The organism is Streptomyces sp. NPDC000075, from assembly GCF_040301925.1.
GTDB lineage: Bacteria > Actinomycetota > Actinomycetes > Streptomycetales > Streptomycetaceae > Streptomyces > Streptomyces polychromogenes.
Genome location: NZ_JBEPFL010000009.1, coordinates 191,230 through 204,068, shown reverse-complemented (window position 1 = coordinate 204,068; position 12,839 = coordinate 191,230). Strand labels below are relative to the sequence as shown.

Below are 12,839 nucleotides of genomic sequence, written 5' to 3'. Positions count from 1 at the left end.
GCCTCGCGGTCTTCCCGGCAGACGCGCAGGGAGAAGCCGTCAAGCCGCTGCGGGAAATCGACGTCCCGGTATCGGCGGATCCGGGCCAGATCCGGGTTCAGGCGACGGGCGGCCGGCTGCTGGTGGCCTGGGGAGAGAACGGACTCTTCCCCCGCCGCTCCGCGACGGTCAACGTGACCAGCGGCGAGGTCACCGGCTACCCGGCCGCCGACCGGCTGCTGCCGCAGTGCGGTCACGCCCCGATGTGTACCAGCAGCCGCGTCGTGGCCGCCACCGTAGATGGCCCCCTGGTCTCCATGACCGGCGGCGGATTCGGCATCCCCGGACGCTACTTCAGCGACACCCTGGCACCCGACGGAGTCAACCCCAAAAACGGCTTCCTCGGCTTCTGGAACGGCAGCGTCTACGGCGCCGCGGCCGGACGGATGCTCATCAGCTGGCAGCCCGGCGGGAACTGCCGCCCCCTCCGACCGCCCCACCCGCGACTACCGCGTGGTCTCCTCTCCCGACGGCCAGTACCTGGCCGCAGGATCCGTGGTCTTCGACCTCAAGAACAAGCGGGGCATCTGCCTGGAGAGCGACGGCAACGGCAAGACGATCGCCGTGGCCTCGATCCGCAACGGAGGCACCGCGTACGGGGCCGTGCAGGAATCCGAGACCGCCGACGTCACCGCCGCCGCTCAGCTGGATCTGAACACCCCCACCGGCGAGGCGAAGGTGCTGGAGACAGGAACCGACGTGCCTCTCCTGCACACCGCTGACGGAGCGGCCGTGTTCCTCACCCGCAACGGCGACAAGGGCCTCACCCTGGCGGTGCGCAGGCCCGCCGCTCACTCCTGAACGGCCCCCTCACAGCCTCGACGCGTACCGCGGAGGGCGTTCGTTCTCGGAGAACCGCGGAGGAGTCTCAGCGCCGTGAGACCGGACAACGACTCTCAGTACTCACGGATCCTTGACCACCACCAGCCGCCCATCCTGAAAACGTTCACCGGCCCAGGATTCGGCAGGGTGCGACGTTCGAACTCCTCGTCGATACGAGCAATCAGCCGGCCGAGATCACGCCGGGCACCGCCCGGGAGGTGAAGCATGACCTCTTCCAGATCATCTCGGGCATACTCCACCTCCAGACCGGGCTGCCAGACCTGGGATGCATTCAGATACCGGCCGGGTTGCCTGAACGCCCACTCGAAACGAGCGAGCGCGTCAGCAACTGCACCAGGCCACATCCGCTCATCCTCGACGCGGCGGACAGCTGCACGAGTCCTCGCGGAAACGCCCCGGATCCGGCGAACTACAACGTGGCTGCGAGGCCGCCACTGCTCATCACGGACGGCCTTCGGACGCCTACGCGGCATCGCCCTTTCTGATCAACATGCCGTCATCCTGCCACGAACGCAGCCGGCTCAGCACGCACGATCGAGCCCCCGCCACCCTGGGGGGCTCTTGCTGGTTGAAACCGACGCAGCCAATCGGTGCAGAAGGGCGTCGTGGCTACTGGTCGGCCGGCAGGTCGGTTCGGTGTTGTGTAAGGTCCGTGACGCCGTTGGGGTTCACCACGACCGTGTACCGGGTGTGACCATCGGCGGGACCCTTCTCCGGGGTCAGCTGCCAGCTGTGCGCGACGAAGCCCCAACTACGACCTGTGTAGACGCCCTTGATCCTGCCGTCCACCGTCCCGAGCGCGTCGAAGGGCTCTCCCTGCAAGCGGAACGTCCAGTGGACGCGGTACCAGGCGTCCAGCTGCTCCGCAGCGGCGACGAAGTGCCCGGCGCCCGGGTTCCGGGCGTCGGCCATGAGTCCTTCGGGGCGGTCGTTCCCGGTGGTTAGTGCGATGAGGCCCGAGCCGTCGGTCTCGGCAGCAGCCGGATACGTCCGACCGCGGTGGACCGCGTAGGCCTTGGGGCGGAAATGATCGACCTCGGACAGGCGCCGCACCATGGCGTGGAGCGGCTGGAGCAGGTCCTCGCGGTGCTCCTCCAGCGCGGTCACTTCCTCGCGCGGGAAGACGCCGTGGTAGCGAATTCCCCGGCGCTTGAGGTGCTCCCTGGCGAAGTGTTCGTCGGAGCCGAGGTAGTCACCCGTGAGCGCGGCGGGGTCGGCGCCGGTGCACTTGAAGGGCTGGTCGTGCCAGCGGAAAGTCCACGTCACGGTGTACCAGGCCTCGAGGCGCTCCGGGGGAACCGGGTATCGCAGTGACCCGTCGGCGGCCTTACGCGGCGCGAGGTCCGCGGGTGCGGGGCAGTCGGGTTCGGGCAACAACTCGATGCACGGCCACAGCCCCTCGGCGGCGAGGGCCTGGTAGGCGCCGCCGCGGAATACGGCGACTGTGCCCTTGACTGGGGAGGGGTGGCTCACAAGCTGAGATTCGTCGCCAGGCACGGTGCCGCCGGCACCGCTCGAGCTCTCCTGCGCAGCGACAACACAGCGCCTGTCAGCCACAGGACCTCCCCGATATCTGCATCCCCGAACTCTAGTCGGTCCCCTCCCCGTACGACGGGGGGATGGCTGCCGTGACGTGCAGGCCGGTTGCGCAGCCGCGGCAGACGGTGACGGTGGTGGCGAACTCGTCGCCGACGATGGCGCAGCCGGTCCGCCATTCAGAGCACGCCCACTGGTCTTGGCGGTGCAGGACGACGCCCGAACGGCGTCCGGCCTCTTCGAGTTCGACGACCCCATGTCTGGCACCGTCGCAGCACCGAGTCGACGGGGCCGTGGTCCTGCGCCTGCGTCTTCCTTATCCACAGGACGCCACGCCTACCGTCCGCGTAGACCGGCCCCCGCGGGCAGCGGAAGCGGGCGCCGCGAAAGAAGGTAGGGATGGGGAGCAGCAACTTCGACCGGCAACTGGAGGAGATGGCCGGGACCTCCGCGAAGGCGCTGGCCCGATTCCTGTCGGGGCTTGAGATGGACTGTATCCGTCGGACGGACGCGGCTTCATCCGTAAGGGCACCCGTGTCCAGGAGGGAGTTGAGGGCCGGGTGGGGAAGTGGTCTTACCTGCCGTACGGGCAGCGTGCTCTCGTCCGGTTCGGCGGACTCGGTGTGGTGGCCGACGGCGGATACACCTACTGGCGTCTGCCCGCGCAGACCCTGGAGTTCCTCCCCTACGGTGGGGCCGGCGCAGTCACCCTCGCCGCGGCGGGCGGTGTCGTCCACGGCATTCGGCAACCGCGGCCAGGCCGAGCTCCTTCGGGAATGGGTCGAGCCCCTCCATCTCGCGCTGGTGGGACCGCTCGGGCTGTCCCGGCACACCGACCCCCGCTCCTACCTCCACGTACCGAGGAACTTCAGCGACGACGACGCCGTCATCCGTTCGACCCTCCTGTCGCCCTCGGGTTCAACGAGTGCGCCGTCATGGAGGCGATCACCCAGAAGCTCGCCCGGCAGGGCGCTTCCTTCAGCTGGACCCGTGAGGGGCGCAAGCCCTACGTTGTGGCCCGGAAGGTCCAAAAGCCGCCGTCGAAGGTGGTCTTCTCCGACCCCCGCATCCGACCCCCGCATCCGAGCCCTCGTCGAAAGCGTCCCGGAATCCGCGCCGCTGATCGGCCTCGAGCGCGGCGGCAAGATCGTCTCCGTCGACCTGGACGCCGAGTCACCGCACGTCCTGGTCAACGCCGGCACCGGCGGCGGCAAGTCGGTCATTCTGCGCACCATCGCCTCCCAGCGGCGCGCTGGCCTACGTCCTGGACTTCAAACGCGTCAGCCACCAGTGGGCACGGGGCGTGCGGAACGTCACCTACTGCCGCGACATCGCCGACATCCACGAGGCGCTGATCGCCCTCGGAGAAGAGGGCCGGCGCCGCATCCACGCGGCGGAGAAGCTCGGCGACGACGCGGACCCCTCATCCGTCGGCCCGCGCCTGGTCATCCTCCTCGAGGAGATCAACGCGACGATGAAGCAACTCACGAGGTACTGGGACAGCATCAAGGAGAAGGGCGAACCCAAGGTCAGCCCCGCGATCGACGCGCTCGCCGAGATCCTCTTCATGGGCCGTGCTGTCCGGCTCAACGTCCTGCTCGTCGCACAGTCAGCCACCGCCCGCGCACTCGGCGGCCCGGAGATGCGGGAGAACCTCGCCACCCGAATCCTGGCCCGCTACACCCAGAACGCTTGGAGGATGCTCGTACCCGAGGTCCACCCGGCGCCGAAGTCGACGCGTCACATCGGCCGTGCCCAGGTGGTTCTCGGCGGTGTCGCCCACGGCACCCAGGTCATGTTCATGACTGACGGGGAGGCGCGGGCGTGGGCGATGGCCGGCCCCACCCCGAAGTCACTGCTGGACGCGGCCCCCGCTTCACCCGCGCGACCGAAGATGCCTGAACACGCGGAGCATGTGGCCCCGGCCCCGCTGCCTTCCCGACGCTCCGAACCGGCCCCGGCTCCCCTGATCAGCCCCGCCGATCAGACGCCGCACACCCTGAGCGCGGCGGCGCCATCCGCGCCTGCACCCGCGCCCGCGCCGGTCTCTGCCCCAGCCGCGGCCGCCGCGACGCCAGCCGCGATCCGAGGGAGCCTTCGGAGGCCCCGGTAGGGCTGAGCAGGGCGCAGGAGGAACTCCTTCCGGAGCTGACCCTCAACGCGATCCGCTGGGCGCGGGCCAACGACCCCGGCTTTCCCAAGCACGCGGCCAAGAAGGGAGTCGAACTGCTCTACACACCCTCGGAGTTGTTCAGGTGGGGGCGAAACCGCCAGCGGGCGTCGATCAACACGACGACCTCCTTCGAGGACAACACCATGGACTTCTCATGACGTAACGACGGGGGCGACGGCGGTCCAGGCGGCGGAACCTTGACCGCCCTTGGCGCTGCTCCGCTGCCAGCGGCGGACCGCAGCGCCGGAAGGACACCGGCCGCCGCTGCCACCGGAAAACTGCAGGTGAGGGCGTTAAACAAGCGCCCAATGCCCGATAAGATGTTCGATGATTGTAGTGGCGCTCCGCGTGCCCGAGAGGTGCGCGGAACGCGGCTGATACTGGGGGAGAAGACGTGGTTGCGACCAGAGCCAGATACGGCGACCGATCGGCACCCGGCGGTGCGCTGAGGGCGTTCCTGCGGTCCTGGATGGGGAAGTTCGAGCATGCTCCGATGGCTGAGCGTGTGGAGGACACGCTCATTTCCCGGATGCAGCTCGCCCGGACCATCCTGGGCATCGTCGCCGCTGTCTGGCTGATCGTGGCCTACCCGCTCAGCGGCGGCGGACAGGACTTCCTCGTCGGCAAGCTCGTCGAACTGGGTTTCTCGTGCGGCATCCTGGCGGTCGGCAGCATCATCGGCATCACGGCCTTCCTCGTGGCCAGCACCCCGGACCGGCGTCGCGACTTCGCCGAACGGCTCCGCGGGCCGATCATGGCCGCCGTCCTGCTCGTCGCCGGCCCCGCGGCCATGTGGGTCGCCTGGCAGACCCTCCGGGGCGACTTGGTCGAGAGCGGGGACCTGAAGGGCTTCTTCTCCGCGATCACCGGTCCCGGTTTCATCTCCTCCGCGCTGTCCATCCTGGCCCTTATCGTCGGCTGGCTGGCAGCCCTCGCGCTGCTGCTCGCCTCGATCCCCTACACCCTCCTGCTCTGCTACTACTGCGTCTTCACCTGCTTCCAGGCCAGCGAGGTGCACCAGCTGCTGCCAGCGTTGCTCTCGCCCCTGCTGGTCTGGTCGCTCTTCGCGTTCCAGCTCTTCAACGGACCTGACGTCGCAGCTCCTCCGGAAGTGCTGTACACGTTCATGCTCGGAGGCCCACTGTCGGTAACGGCCCTGTCGGTATGGGAAGTACGGCGCCTGCGCATCCGCCACGGGATAACACTGCGACAAGCGCTGGGACACTGAGCGTTTTCAGCGTTGCCGCTCCAGTGTGAGGACGGCTCTGGTGATGGCTGTCATGCGGTTGGGGCTGATGCGGGATCTGCGGAAGATCTGCCATGACTTCAGTCGTGCCATGCCGCGTTCGACCGGTGCCCGTGCCGCGGCAAGGGCTCGGTTGACGGTGCGCTGGGTGAGGGTGAGTTCGCCGCCCGGTGGGCGTTTGAGTCCGGTGGTGACCCAGGGGCCGGCGCCCTGGTAGGCGATGTCGGTGAGGATCGGGACGCCTTGGCGCTCGCAGATCCGGATGATGCCGTGGGTGCGGGCCGCGGTCAGGTCGTGGGTGCGGCCCGGCAGTGCGGGTGAGATCCGCAGGACCTCACCGGCGGGGTCCGTGACGACCTGGACGTTCACGCCGTGCCGGTGGTGCTTGGCCGAGTAGTCGGCTCGGCTGTCGCCGACGCGGTCGCACTCGGCGAGGGTCCCGTGCAGGAGGACGAACTCCGGATCATGCTCGCGCAGCGCCTTGAGCAGGCCTGGGGCCCCTTCGGCGAGCAGACCGGTTACTGCGGTGACATAGGCGTGGGCGGTGCCGCCCGATATCCCGAAGCCGGCAGCGATCGGGTGAGGGAGTCGTGGCGGCATAGGTACACCAGAGCGACGAGCGCCCGCTGGTGCGGCGGGAGTCTGCAACTGCGGTCACCCTTACGGGTGACGATGAGCATCGTGACCCACTCGCCCAGGGCATGCGGGAGGTCGAGTGCAGCAGGATAGGGAACCAACAGGGATCCTGCCGGTGGGTTGGGACTTCGAACACCTCCCCCAACGGCACGGGAACCTTGTGCGTTGCGGTCCTCACCACGGCCTCACCGGCCTCACCCGATCAGTAGCCTGGTTGAAAACGCTCACGCACAGGACGGCTCCTTGCGCGGAGCTGAACTGGCGGAGCGTCCTGTGCATCGCCTACGCGGACGGGCAGCTGAAGTTGGCGAAGAGGGAGTTGCACGGGGATTTCGCAGGCACGTGGAGCACGCTCGCCGTCGATGCCGCCGGCGGCTCCTGGCCCTCCCTGGTGTACGACAAGGACACAGCCCACATCGCCTACATCAAGGACGGCAAGCTCTGGTACGGACGGGGCGTGCCGACGGTCTGACGGCCCTGCCGCAGTGGCGTCAGTGGGTGCGGCGTCGGCTCAAGTGTTGCAACCTCCACCCGAGCGTGGGCGTGTTCGATGCATCGGCATGAAAGATGCAATACCGTCCCGAGCGGTGTGCAACCGCGATCCGGTCATACACGATCTGCGGTTGGCACCCCGTCCAGCTCCGTAGGTCGAGCGGGGTCCCACAGGAGGACGAATGTCGCACCCATCAGCGCCCCACTGCCAAGAGGCCAAGGCTGCCCTCAAGAAAGCCGTAGAACACAGAAAATACAGGCTCAAGATTCTGCTCGAAGCCGAGGAAAAGCTCAAGAAGCTCAAAGCGGAAAAGCCGCCGAACCCTGCGGCCATCGCAGCCCAGGAGGGCGAGGTCGAAAAGGATCGGAAGCTCTGGGAAGAGGCGAAGGAGAAGGAGGCCGATTGCGCGGATGCCGTGGATCAATTCTGCAATCCGTAACGGGACCACTAGCGCCCCTCACGATGTCGAGTCGCTCACCGACGCCTACTGGAACGGCATCTCCCGCAGAGCACCGACACCGGCCCGAGCTGTCCACCTGCTTGGCCAGATACCGAAACGGGTCGGACCAGGCCCCACACGATCACACCCTGGGGAATCACGTGATCGTGGACGTGAGGAACTACGTGAACGTCCACAGAGCGCGCACCAACCTTGCCGCGTGTGCCGTCCGGTCTTAGACCGTGTTCTATGTGGTGAGGCGGACGAGTCGTTTGTAGCAGCAGATGGCGGCGGCGAGGCCGAGGAAGGCCAGGTAGTTGCGGGGATGGCGTTCGTAGCGGTGGCTGAGCCGGCGGCAGCCGGTAAGCCAGGACATGGTCCGCTCGATCACCCACCGCCGACGCCCTAAGCGTTCGGACGACTCGATGCCCTTGCGGGCGATGCGGACGCCGATGCGTTTGCCGCGGAGCCATTTCCGCAGTTCAGGTATGTTGTAGGCCTTGTCGGCGTGCAGGCGCTGGGGCTTGAAGCGGCGGCCTCGGTGGGGGTCGTGTCTCGTTTGGTGACCGAGCACCATGGGCTTCAGGGCCTGACTGTCGTGGGTGTTGGCTGCTGAGAGGCCGACGAGGAGGGGCAGTCCGGCCGCGTCCGACAGGACGTGCATCTTGGAGCCCGGCTTGCCCCGGTCCACGGGGCTCGGACCTGTGAGTTCGCCCCCTTTTTCGCCCTGACGTGGGCGGAGTCGAGGACCGCTCGGGACAGGTCGAGGAGACCGGCATCGTCGAGCCGGTAGAGGATTTCCTCGTGCAGCCGGCCCCATACTCCGGCTCTTGACCAGATCAGGAAGCGGCGGTGGGCGGTCGACTTCGATATCCCGAAGCACGGCGGCAGGGCCCGCCAGGCGCAGCCGGAGACCAGCACGTAGACGATCGCCGCGAACAGCGTCTCATCAGGCGTGTCCTGCGTTCCGCCGCCTTGCGGCCGGACCTTCGACGGTGGGATCAGTGGCTTCGCGATCTCCCACAGTCCGTCCGGAACAATCCAACTCCACGTACCCCGCCCCATACACAGCTCAACGACGTCTCACCACATAGGACACGGTCTTACTCGGCGAGACTGGTCGGGATCGAGCAGGCCCACGGCTGACCCGAGGGGCTGATCCGCCCGGCCCTGCCGCGCGATCGGCAAGGTGTTGAAAACCAGATGATGCGAAAGAAGCAGGAGCGCTAGCGTGCGCGCATGGATCTTGAACTTGGAAAGACCGTGCCCACCGTTCCCGTTCCTCTCGATGCCGAACTTCGGGTCGTCTACGAGGCCTACCTGGCGGAGGAACCGGACGTGGCGCCGATGAGTCTCGAGAAGCTGTCGGCGATCCGCGCCGAGGCCGACGCCGCAGTGGCGGCACACGAGGAACACGAGGACCTCAGCCATGGCGGGCGCTTCACCGTCTTCCAGCCTTCGGTGCCCGGCCTGGACGGCGCCCCCGGGATCCCGCTGCTGGTGTGCACACCCGCCGGCGCGCCCGCAGCGCGGCCGGCGCTCTACTTCACACACGGCGGCGGCTTCTACGGTGGCGATCACCGCAAGGGGCTCGACCAGATACTCGAGACGGCCGAGCGGTTCGGGGCCACGCTGATCTCGGTCGGCTACCGGCTCGCGCCCGAGCACCCCTACCCCGCCCAGATCAACGACGCCTACGCCGGTCTGCTGTGGGTCGCCGACCACGCGGACGAGCTCGGCATCGACTCGGAGCGCATCGTCGTAACGGGCTTCAGCGCCGGCGGCACCCTCACCGCCGCGCTCGCTTTGACCGTGCGCGACAAGGGCGGTCCCCGCCTGCTCGGCCAGCTGCTGATGGCCCCGCTGCTCGACGACCGCAACGACAGCGCCTCGGCCCTGCAGATGGACGACGTCGAACTCTTCGACCGCAGCCGCAACGGGTTCGCCTGGAGCTCCCTGCTCGGCGACGTCCGGGGCGCAGCTGACGTGCCGCAGTACGCCGCGCCCGCCCGCGCCACCGACCTGGCCGGCCTGCCGCCCACGTTCCTCGACGTCGGCTCCGCCGAGTGCCTGCGCGATGAGGTCCTCGCCTACGCCGACCGGATCTGGCAGGCCGGCGGCGAAGCCGAGCTGCACGTGTGGCCCGGCGGAATCCACGGATTCGACCGGAAAGCCCCCGAGGCGCGGATCAGCAAGGCCGCTGTCGCGGCGCGCCGCGACTGGCTCGAGCGCCTCCTCGCCACCACCTGACGGTCCCCGCCGGCGGTAGTCGGTCGCGGGATGGACAACGTCCCGGCAGGCGTCCCGTGGCAACGAGGTCGAGGAACCTTACGACGGAACCTGGGCGGACAGCCGCGTGACACGGAGCCCTCCCGAGGTTCTGGACCGACAAGCGTCCAGCATCCCGGCTGGTGCCGTCGGCGGCGCACTTCGGCAGCTCGTCGTGGGCGTCCTTCCAGGAGCCGGAATGCTCAGGCAGGTCCCTGCGATGCACGGGGCACCGGTGCGGTACTTGAACGCGTGGCGACAGTCCCTGGCAACTGCGGGGATTCCGCCCGTTCCCACGGTATGTAGCCGTACTGGGGCCGTGTGACCGCGCGCGGGTCGTACCCGAATTCGGTCCAGGCGTAGCACCAGGAACAGAACCAGCGTTCCTTCACCGCGATGTCCCACGGCATCCGCGGTTCAGCCACCGGCATGCGTCGCATCTCATGGCCGCAGACATCACCTATCACACACCCGGGCGGCTGCCTCGTGAAGGACATCGGGAACGAGTCGGCCGTCGAGCGACATCCTGGTTCATTCCATAGAGGTAAATATCCCCTCTTCGCTGGTCGAGCCGTGCTGATAGCTCGAAACTCGTTTGGGGCGCGGCCGATCACGACCCTGCCAGTGCGACCTCCGGCATCTGAAAGGCTCCTTATGGGCAACGGCAGGCTCCGACTCACCATCATCGCCGCACTCGCCTCTCTGCTGATCGGCGGCGCATCGGCTGGTACGACAGCTGCGTCCGACCGAGGCGGCGACGAGCAGGCAGACACGGCGGTGCCGGGTGTCGCGCCTTCCGGCTCCGACGCGGCCGCGGTCTATCTGGACGCTGCCGGTCGGGTGATCGATATGAATGCGGTCGATGAATCAGGTACGACTCGGCACGCTGCCGCGCTTGGATGCACGCCGGTCAGCGGGAGGGACAATCCACACCGGTCGAGCACTGGAGTGGCAGCCTCCGGTCACGGGTGGTGGGAGAAGGGCAACTGCGGCAGCGACCGCGCCAAGGTGTTCAACTGCCTGTACGAGTGGTACACCGACAACACCTGGCGCCAGCAGGCATGTTCGGAGACCAAGACGCTCAAGCCGGGTGGCGGGAGCGTTCAGCGCACAGCGGCCCGGCGTGACTGCCGCGACACCCAACGTACCTCGTGGCGCAACCATGTGGACGTCGATGTGATCGACGAGATCGACACCGGAGAGAAGCCCATGAACCAGGCTGAAGTGGACTGCCGGGTCTACTGAGAGGCCCTGTCGGCCCCTCCAGTGGCAGGAGGTCGCCGAGTCCATCCAGAGGGAGAGCGACATGTCGGATCAGACGTCGGAGCAGGATGCCCTCGCGCAGCCGGGTGTGGCGCCCTCCGCTCGTCGCACTGCGGGAACCATGTTCGCCGCGCTCTACGGAGAACTCGTCCCGCACGCGTGGCGGGATCCCGCGTCGGAACACGACGCATACCAGTTGTTCCATCAGCGATCGCTCGCGATGGGCTGGCTCGACGACAGGGCGGGCGCTGAGGAAGTGAGTGCCGCCGGTCGGCGCGCGCACGCCGCGCCGGGGTTGTGGGCCATGAACGACGCGGGCTGGAGCCACCCCCTGTCCGCTCCGCGGCCGAACCTGATCTCGTGGTTCCAGGTCGAGGTGAGCGCATTGCCCGACGACCGGCCACTTCCCGTCCAGCCGTTCCTGCGCTGCGCTCAGGACACGACAGAACGGGCCGGCGCCGTGAGCCTCACCGCGGTCCAAATCCTTCTGCCGGTGCAGGGGATCGAAGCCTCGGCCCGCCCGCCGTACGCACTGGTGCCGTCCATGCGGACCTCAGACTGGTTCGGGGAGTGCGACCGCCGGGCACGGGTACCCGTGAAGGTCCGCATCGACGGCGGCGTCGACCGGTCGATTCCCATGGTGGCGCCACAGCTCGCCCGCCACGTCGTCTCTGCGGAGCAGAACGTGTTCGCCGGCGAGATCGACGAGGTCCTTCCGCCGAGAGAATTTCCGGCGCCGCCGTTCGACGACCGCTTCTGGAACGGTCCGCCCCTGCACGGAATGACACTCTCCGGTGAGTTGGCGGAGTGGTCCTGTGACGCTGTCGGCTGGCTCGCCGCGACCGTGGCCGACTCCGCCGCTCACCTCGGCATCCACACGCCGGTGCTGTTCACCATCCTACAGGGCTGACCGTCCGGCAGCCCGGCCGGATCCCCTCCAGGGAAGCGTGTAGCGGCTGGCTGTCCCGCAGCCCGAGCCCCCTCCTCGAAGCCCGAGTGCGGAGGTCGGGCCTTTCGAGCTCTGTTTCGTGCTCTGTGCCCTCCCGCAGCCGGACCTGCGTGGCGCACGGCCCCCAAGCCGGAAGGGGCGAGGGCCACCATCTCGACGCCGAGGCCGCTGCCCCGATCGTCGTTGAGATCCAGGGAGCGCCGGACCTCGACCGCGCCACCGAGTTCGGACGTGAGAGTTGGACCGGAACCTCCTCGTGGGCTTGTGAGCTCGTGCGTGCGTGCCACGGCCCACGGAGGCCCGGCCTGCCCCCGGCGCCGGGCCTCGGTTCACGGGGGGTCCGTCACACGTAGTTCATGGGGCACTGCCGGCGGAGCGAGTGCTCGGCGGCGCGGAGGTAGAGCGCGGTGTAGTACGCGGCGTCCAGATCCTGGGTCCATGGTCCGGGGTGGGCCGCGGCGGCTTCGGCGGCGGCTGGGCCGCCGAACCAGTTACCGAGGTCGAGGTTGTCGCACCGGCTGGGCACCTGCGGCGGCAGGGCGAGCCGCGAGGCCAGACCCCGCGCCGCCCCGAGTACGCGATGTGCGCTGTGGACGGTCGTGGTGTCGCTGTACGGTCCCGACACCGGCAGGGTGATGGCCCCGATGAAGTCCACGGGTATCAGCAGGTCCCAGCCGAGCAGTGCCTCGCAGCACTCATCGCCGTCGGGTTGGGCCCGGCACAGTTCCTCGAAGGTCCGCATCGGCCGGTACATCTTCTCCTCGAACCACGTACCGGACCCGGACCCTTGCCCGAGGCCGGCCGCCGGTGGCGGCGTGCAGCGCGGAAGGCCGCGCCGGACCAGCTCGCCGTCGAGCAGCCGGGCGGCCGGCCCGAGGACGTCATCGTCCGACCAGGCGTCGGCGTCGACGCTGCACAAGTAGATACCCATGAGGGGACCCTACGATCCCCCTC

At 68.3% G+C, this 12,839-nt stretch carries 12 protein-coding genes and 1 pseudogene; 8 read left to right on the top strand and 5 right to left on the bottom strand.

Annotation, left to right across the window (positions count from 1 at the left end; genetic code table 11):
- Nucleotides 1-492 precede the first annotated feature (492 nt).
- Nucleotides 493-840, top strand: coding sequence for a hypothetical protein (locus ABT403_RS13975; RefSeq protein ID WP_344151929.1), 348 nt, complete (start codon nucleotides 493-495; stop codon nucleotides 838-840).
- A gap of 95 nt (nucleotides 841-935) precedes the next feature.
- Here ABT403_RS13975 and ABT403_RS13970 read toward each other — a convergent pair whose 3' ends face one another.
- Nucleotides 936-1,226, bottom strand: a complete 291-nt coding sequence (locus tag ABT403_RS13970; protein ID WP_344151926.1) for a hypothetical protein — start codon at nucleotides 1,224-1,226, stop codon at nucleotides 936-938.
- Between the two features lie 265 nt (nucleotides 1,227-1,491).
- Nucleotides 1,492-2,355: a hypothetical protein gene (locus ABT403_RS13965; protein WP_344151923.1), complete on the bottom strand. Its 864-nt coding sequence runs from the start codon at nucleotides 2,353-2,355 to the stop codon at nucleotides 1,492-1,494.
- 1,366 nt (nucleotides 2,356-3,721) lie between these two features.
- On the opposite strand from ABT403_RS13965, the gene ABT403_RS13960 reads away from it, so the two are divergent.
- Together ABT403_RS13960 and ABT403_RS13955 are read left to right on the top strand one after the other, a co-directional pair.
- Entirely contained in the window at nucleotides 3,722-4,531 is an 810-nt protein-coding gene (locus ABT403_RS13960) for a hypothetical protein (RefSeq protein WP_344151920.1), read from the top strand.
- Nucleotides 4,532-5,084: 553 nt separating this feature from the next.
- Nucleotides 5,085-5,819, top strand: coding sequence for a hypothetical protein (locus ABT403_RS13955; RefSeq protein WP_344151917.1), 735 nt, complete (start codon nucleotides 5,085-5,087; stop codon nucleotides 5,817-5,819).
- Nucleotides 5,820-5,825: 6 nt separating this feature from the next.
- On the opposite strand, the pseudogene ABT403_RS13950 reads toward ABT403_RS13955, so the two are convergent.
- A pseudogene (locus tag ABT403_RS13950) lies at nucleotides 5,826-6,574 on the bottom strand (transposase).
- A gap of 113 nt (nucleotides 6,575-6,687) precedes the next feature.
- Between ABT403_RS13950 and ABT403_RS13945 the strand changes: the two are divergent.
- Nucleotides 6,688-6,945 carry a hypothetical protein gene (locus ABT403_RS13945; protein WP_344151914.1) on the top strand — a complete coding sequence of 86 codons (258 nt, stop codon included), beginning with the start codon at nucleotides 6,688-6,690 and terminating at the stop codon, nucleotides 6,943-6,945.
- Between the two features lie 202 nt (nucleotides 6,946-7,147).
- A complete protein-coding gene (locus ABT403_RS13940) occupies nucleotides 7,148-7,405 on the top strand; it encodes a hypothetical protein (protein ID WP_344151911.1) in 258 nt (85 codons plus the stop codon).
- 247 nt (nucleotides 7,406-7,652) lie between these two features.
- Here the strand turns inward: ABT403_RS13940 and ABT403_RS13935 are convergent.
- Nucleotides 7,653-8,470, bottom strand: a protein-coding gene (locus ABT403_RS13935; RefSeq protein WP_344151908.1) for an IS5 family transposase whose coding sequence is annotated in 2 segments (ribosomal slippage) — nucleotides 7,653-8,128 and nucleotides 8,128-8,470 — 819 coding nt in all. Because the reading frame shifts where the segments join, the coding sequence is not laid out codon by codon here.
- A gap of 174 nt (nucleotides 8,471-8,644) precedes the next feature.
- Between ABT403_RS13935 and ABT403_RS13930 the strand changes: the two genes are divergently transcribed.
- From ABT403_RS13930 to ABT403_RS13920, 3 genes are all read left to right on the top strand, one after another.
- Complete coding sequence (locus ABT403_RS13930) at nucleotides 8,645-9,655, top strand: alpha/beta hydrolase (protein ID WP_344151905.1); 1,011 nt, start codon at nucleotides 8,645-8,647, stop codon at nucleotides 9,653-9,655.
- A 672-nt stretch (nucleotides 9,656-10,327) separates the two neighbouring features.
- Entirely contained in the window at nucleotides 10,328-10,918 is a 591-nt protein-coding gene (locus tag ABT403_RS13925) for a hypothetical protein (protein WP_344151902.1), read from the top strand.
- 61 nt (nucleotides 10,919-10,979) lie between these two features.
- The gene (locus tag ABT403_RS13920; RefSeq protein WP_344151899.1) at nucleotides 10,980-11,846 is read left to right on the top strand and encodes a hypothetical protein; all 867 of its coding nucleotides are present in this window, start codon (nucleotides 10,980-10,982) and stop codon (nucleotides 11,844-11,846) included.
- 382 nt (nucleotides 11,847-12,228) lie between these two features.
- On the opposite strand, the gene ABT403_RS13915 is transcribed toward ABT403_RS13920, so the two are convergent.
- On the bottom strand, nucleotides 12,229-12,816 hold the full coding sequence (locus ABT403_RS13915; protein WP_344151896.1) for a hypothetical protein: 588 nt from the start codon (nucleotides 12,814-12,816) through the stop codon (nucleotides 12,229-12,231).
- Between the last annotated feature and the right edge of the window lie 23 nt (nucleotides 12,817-12,839).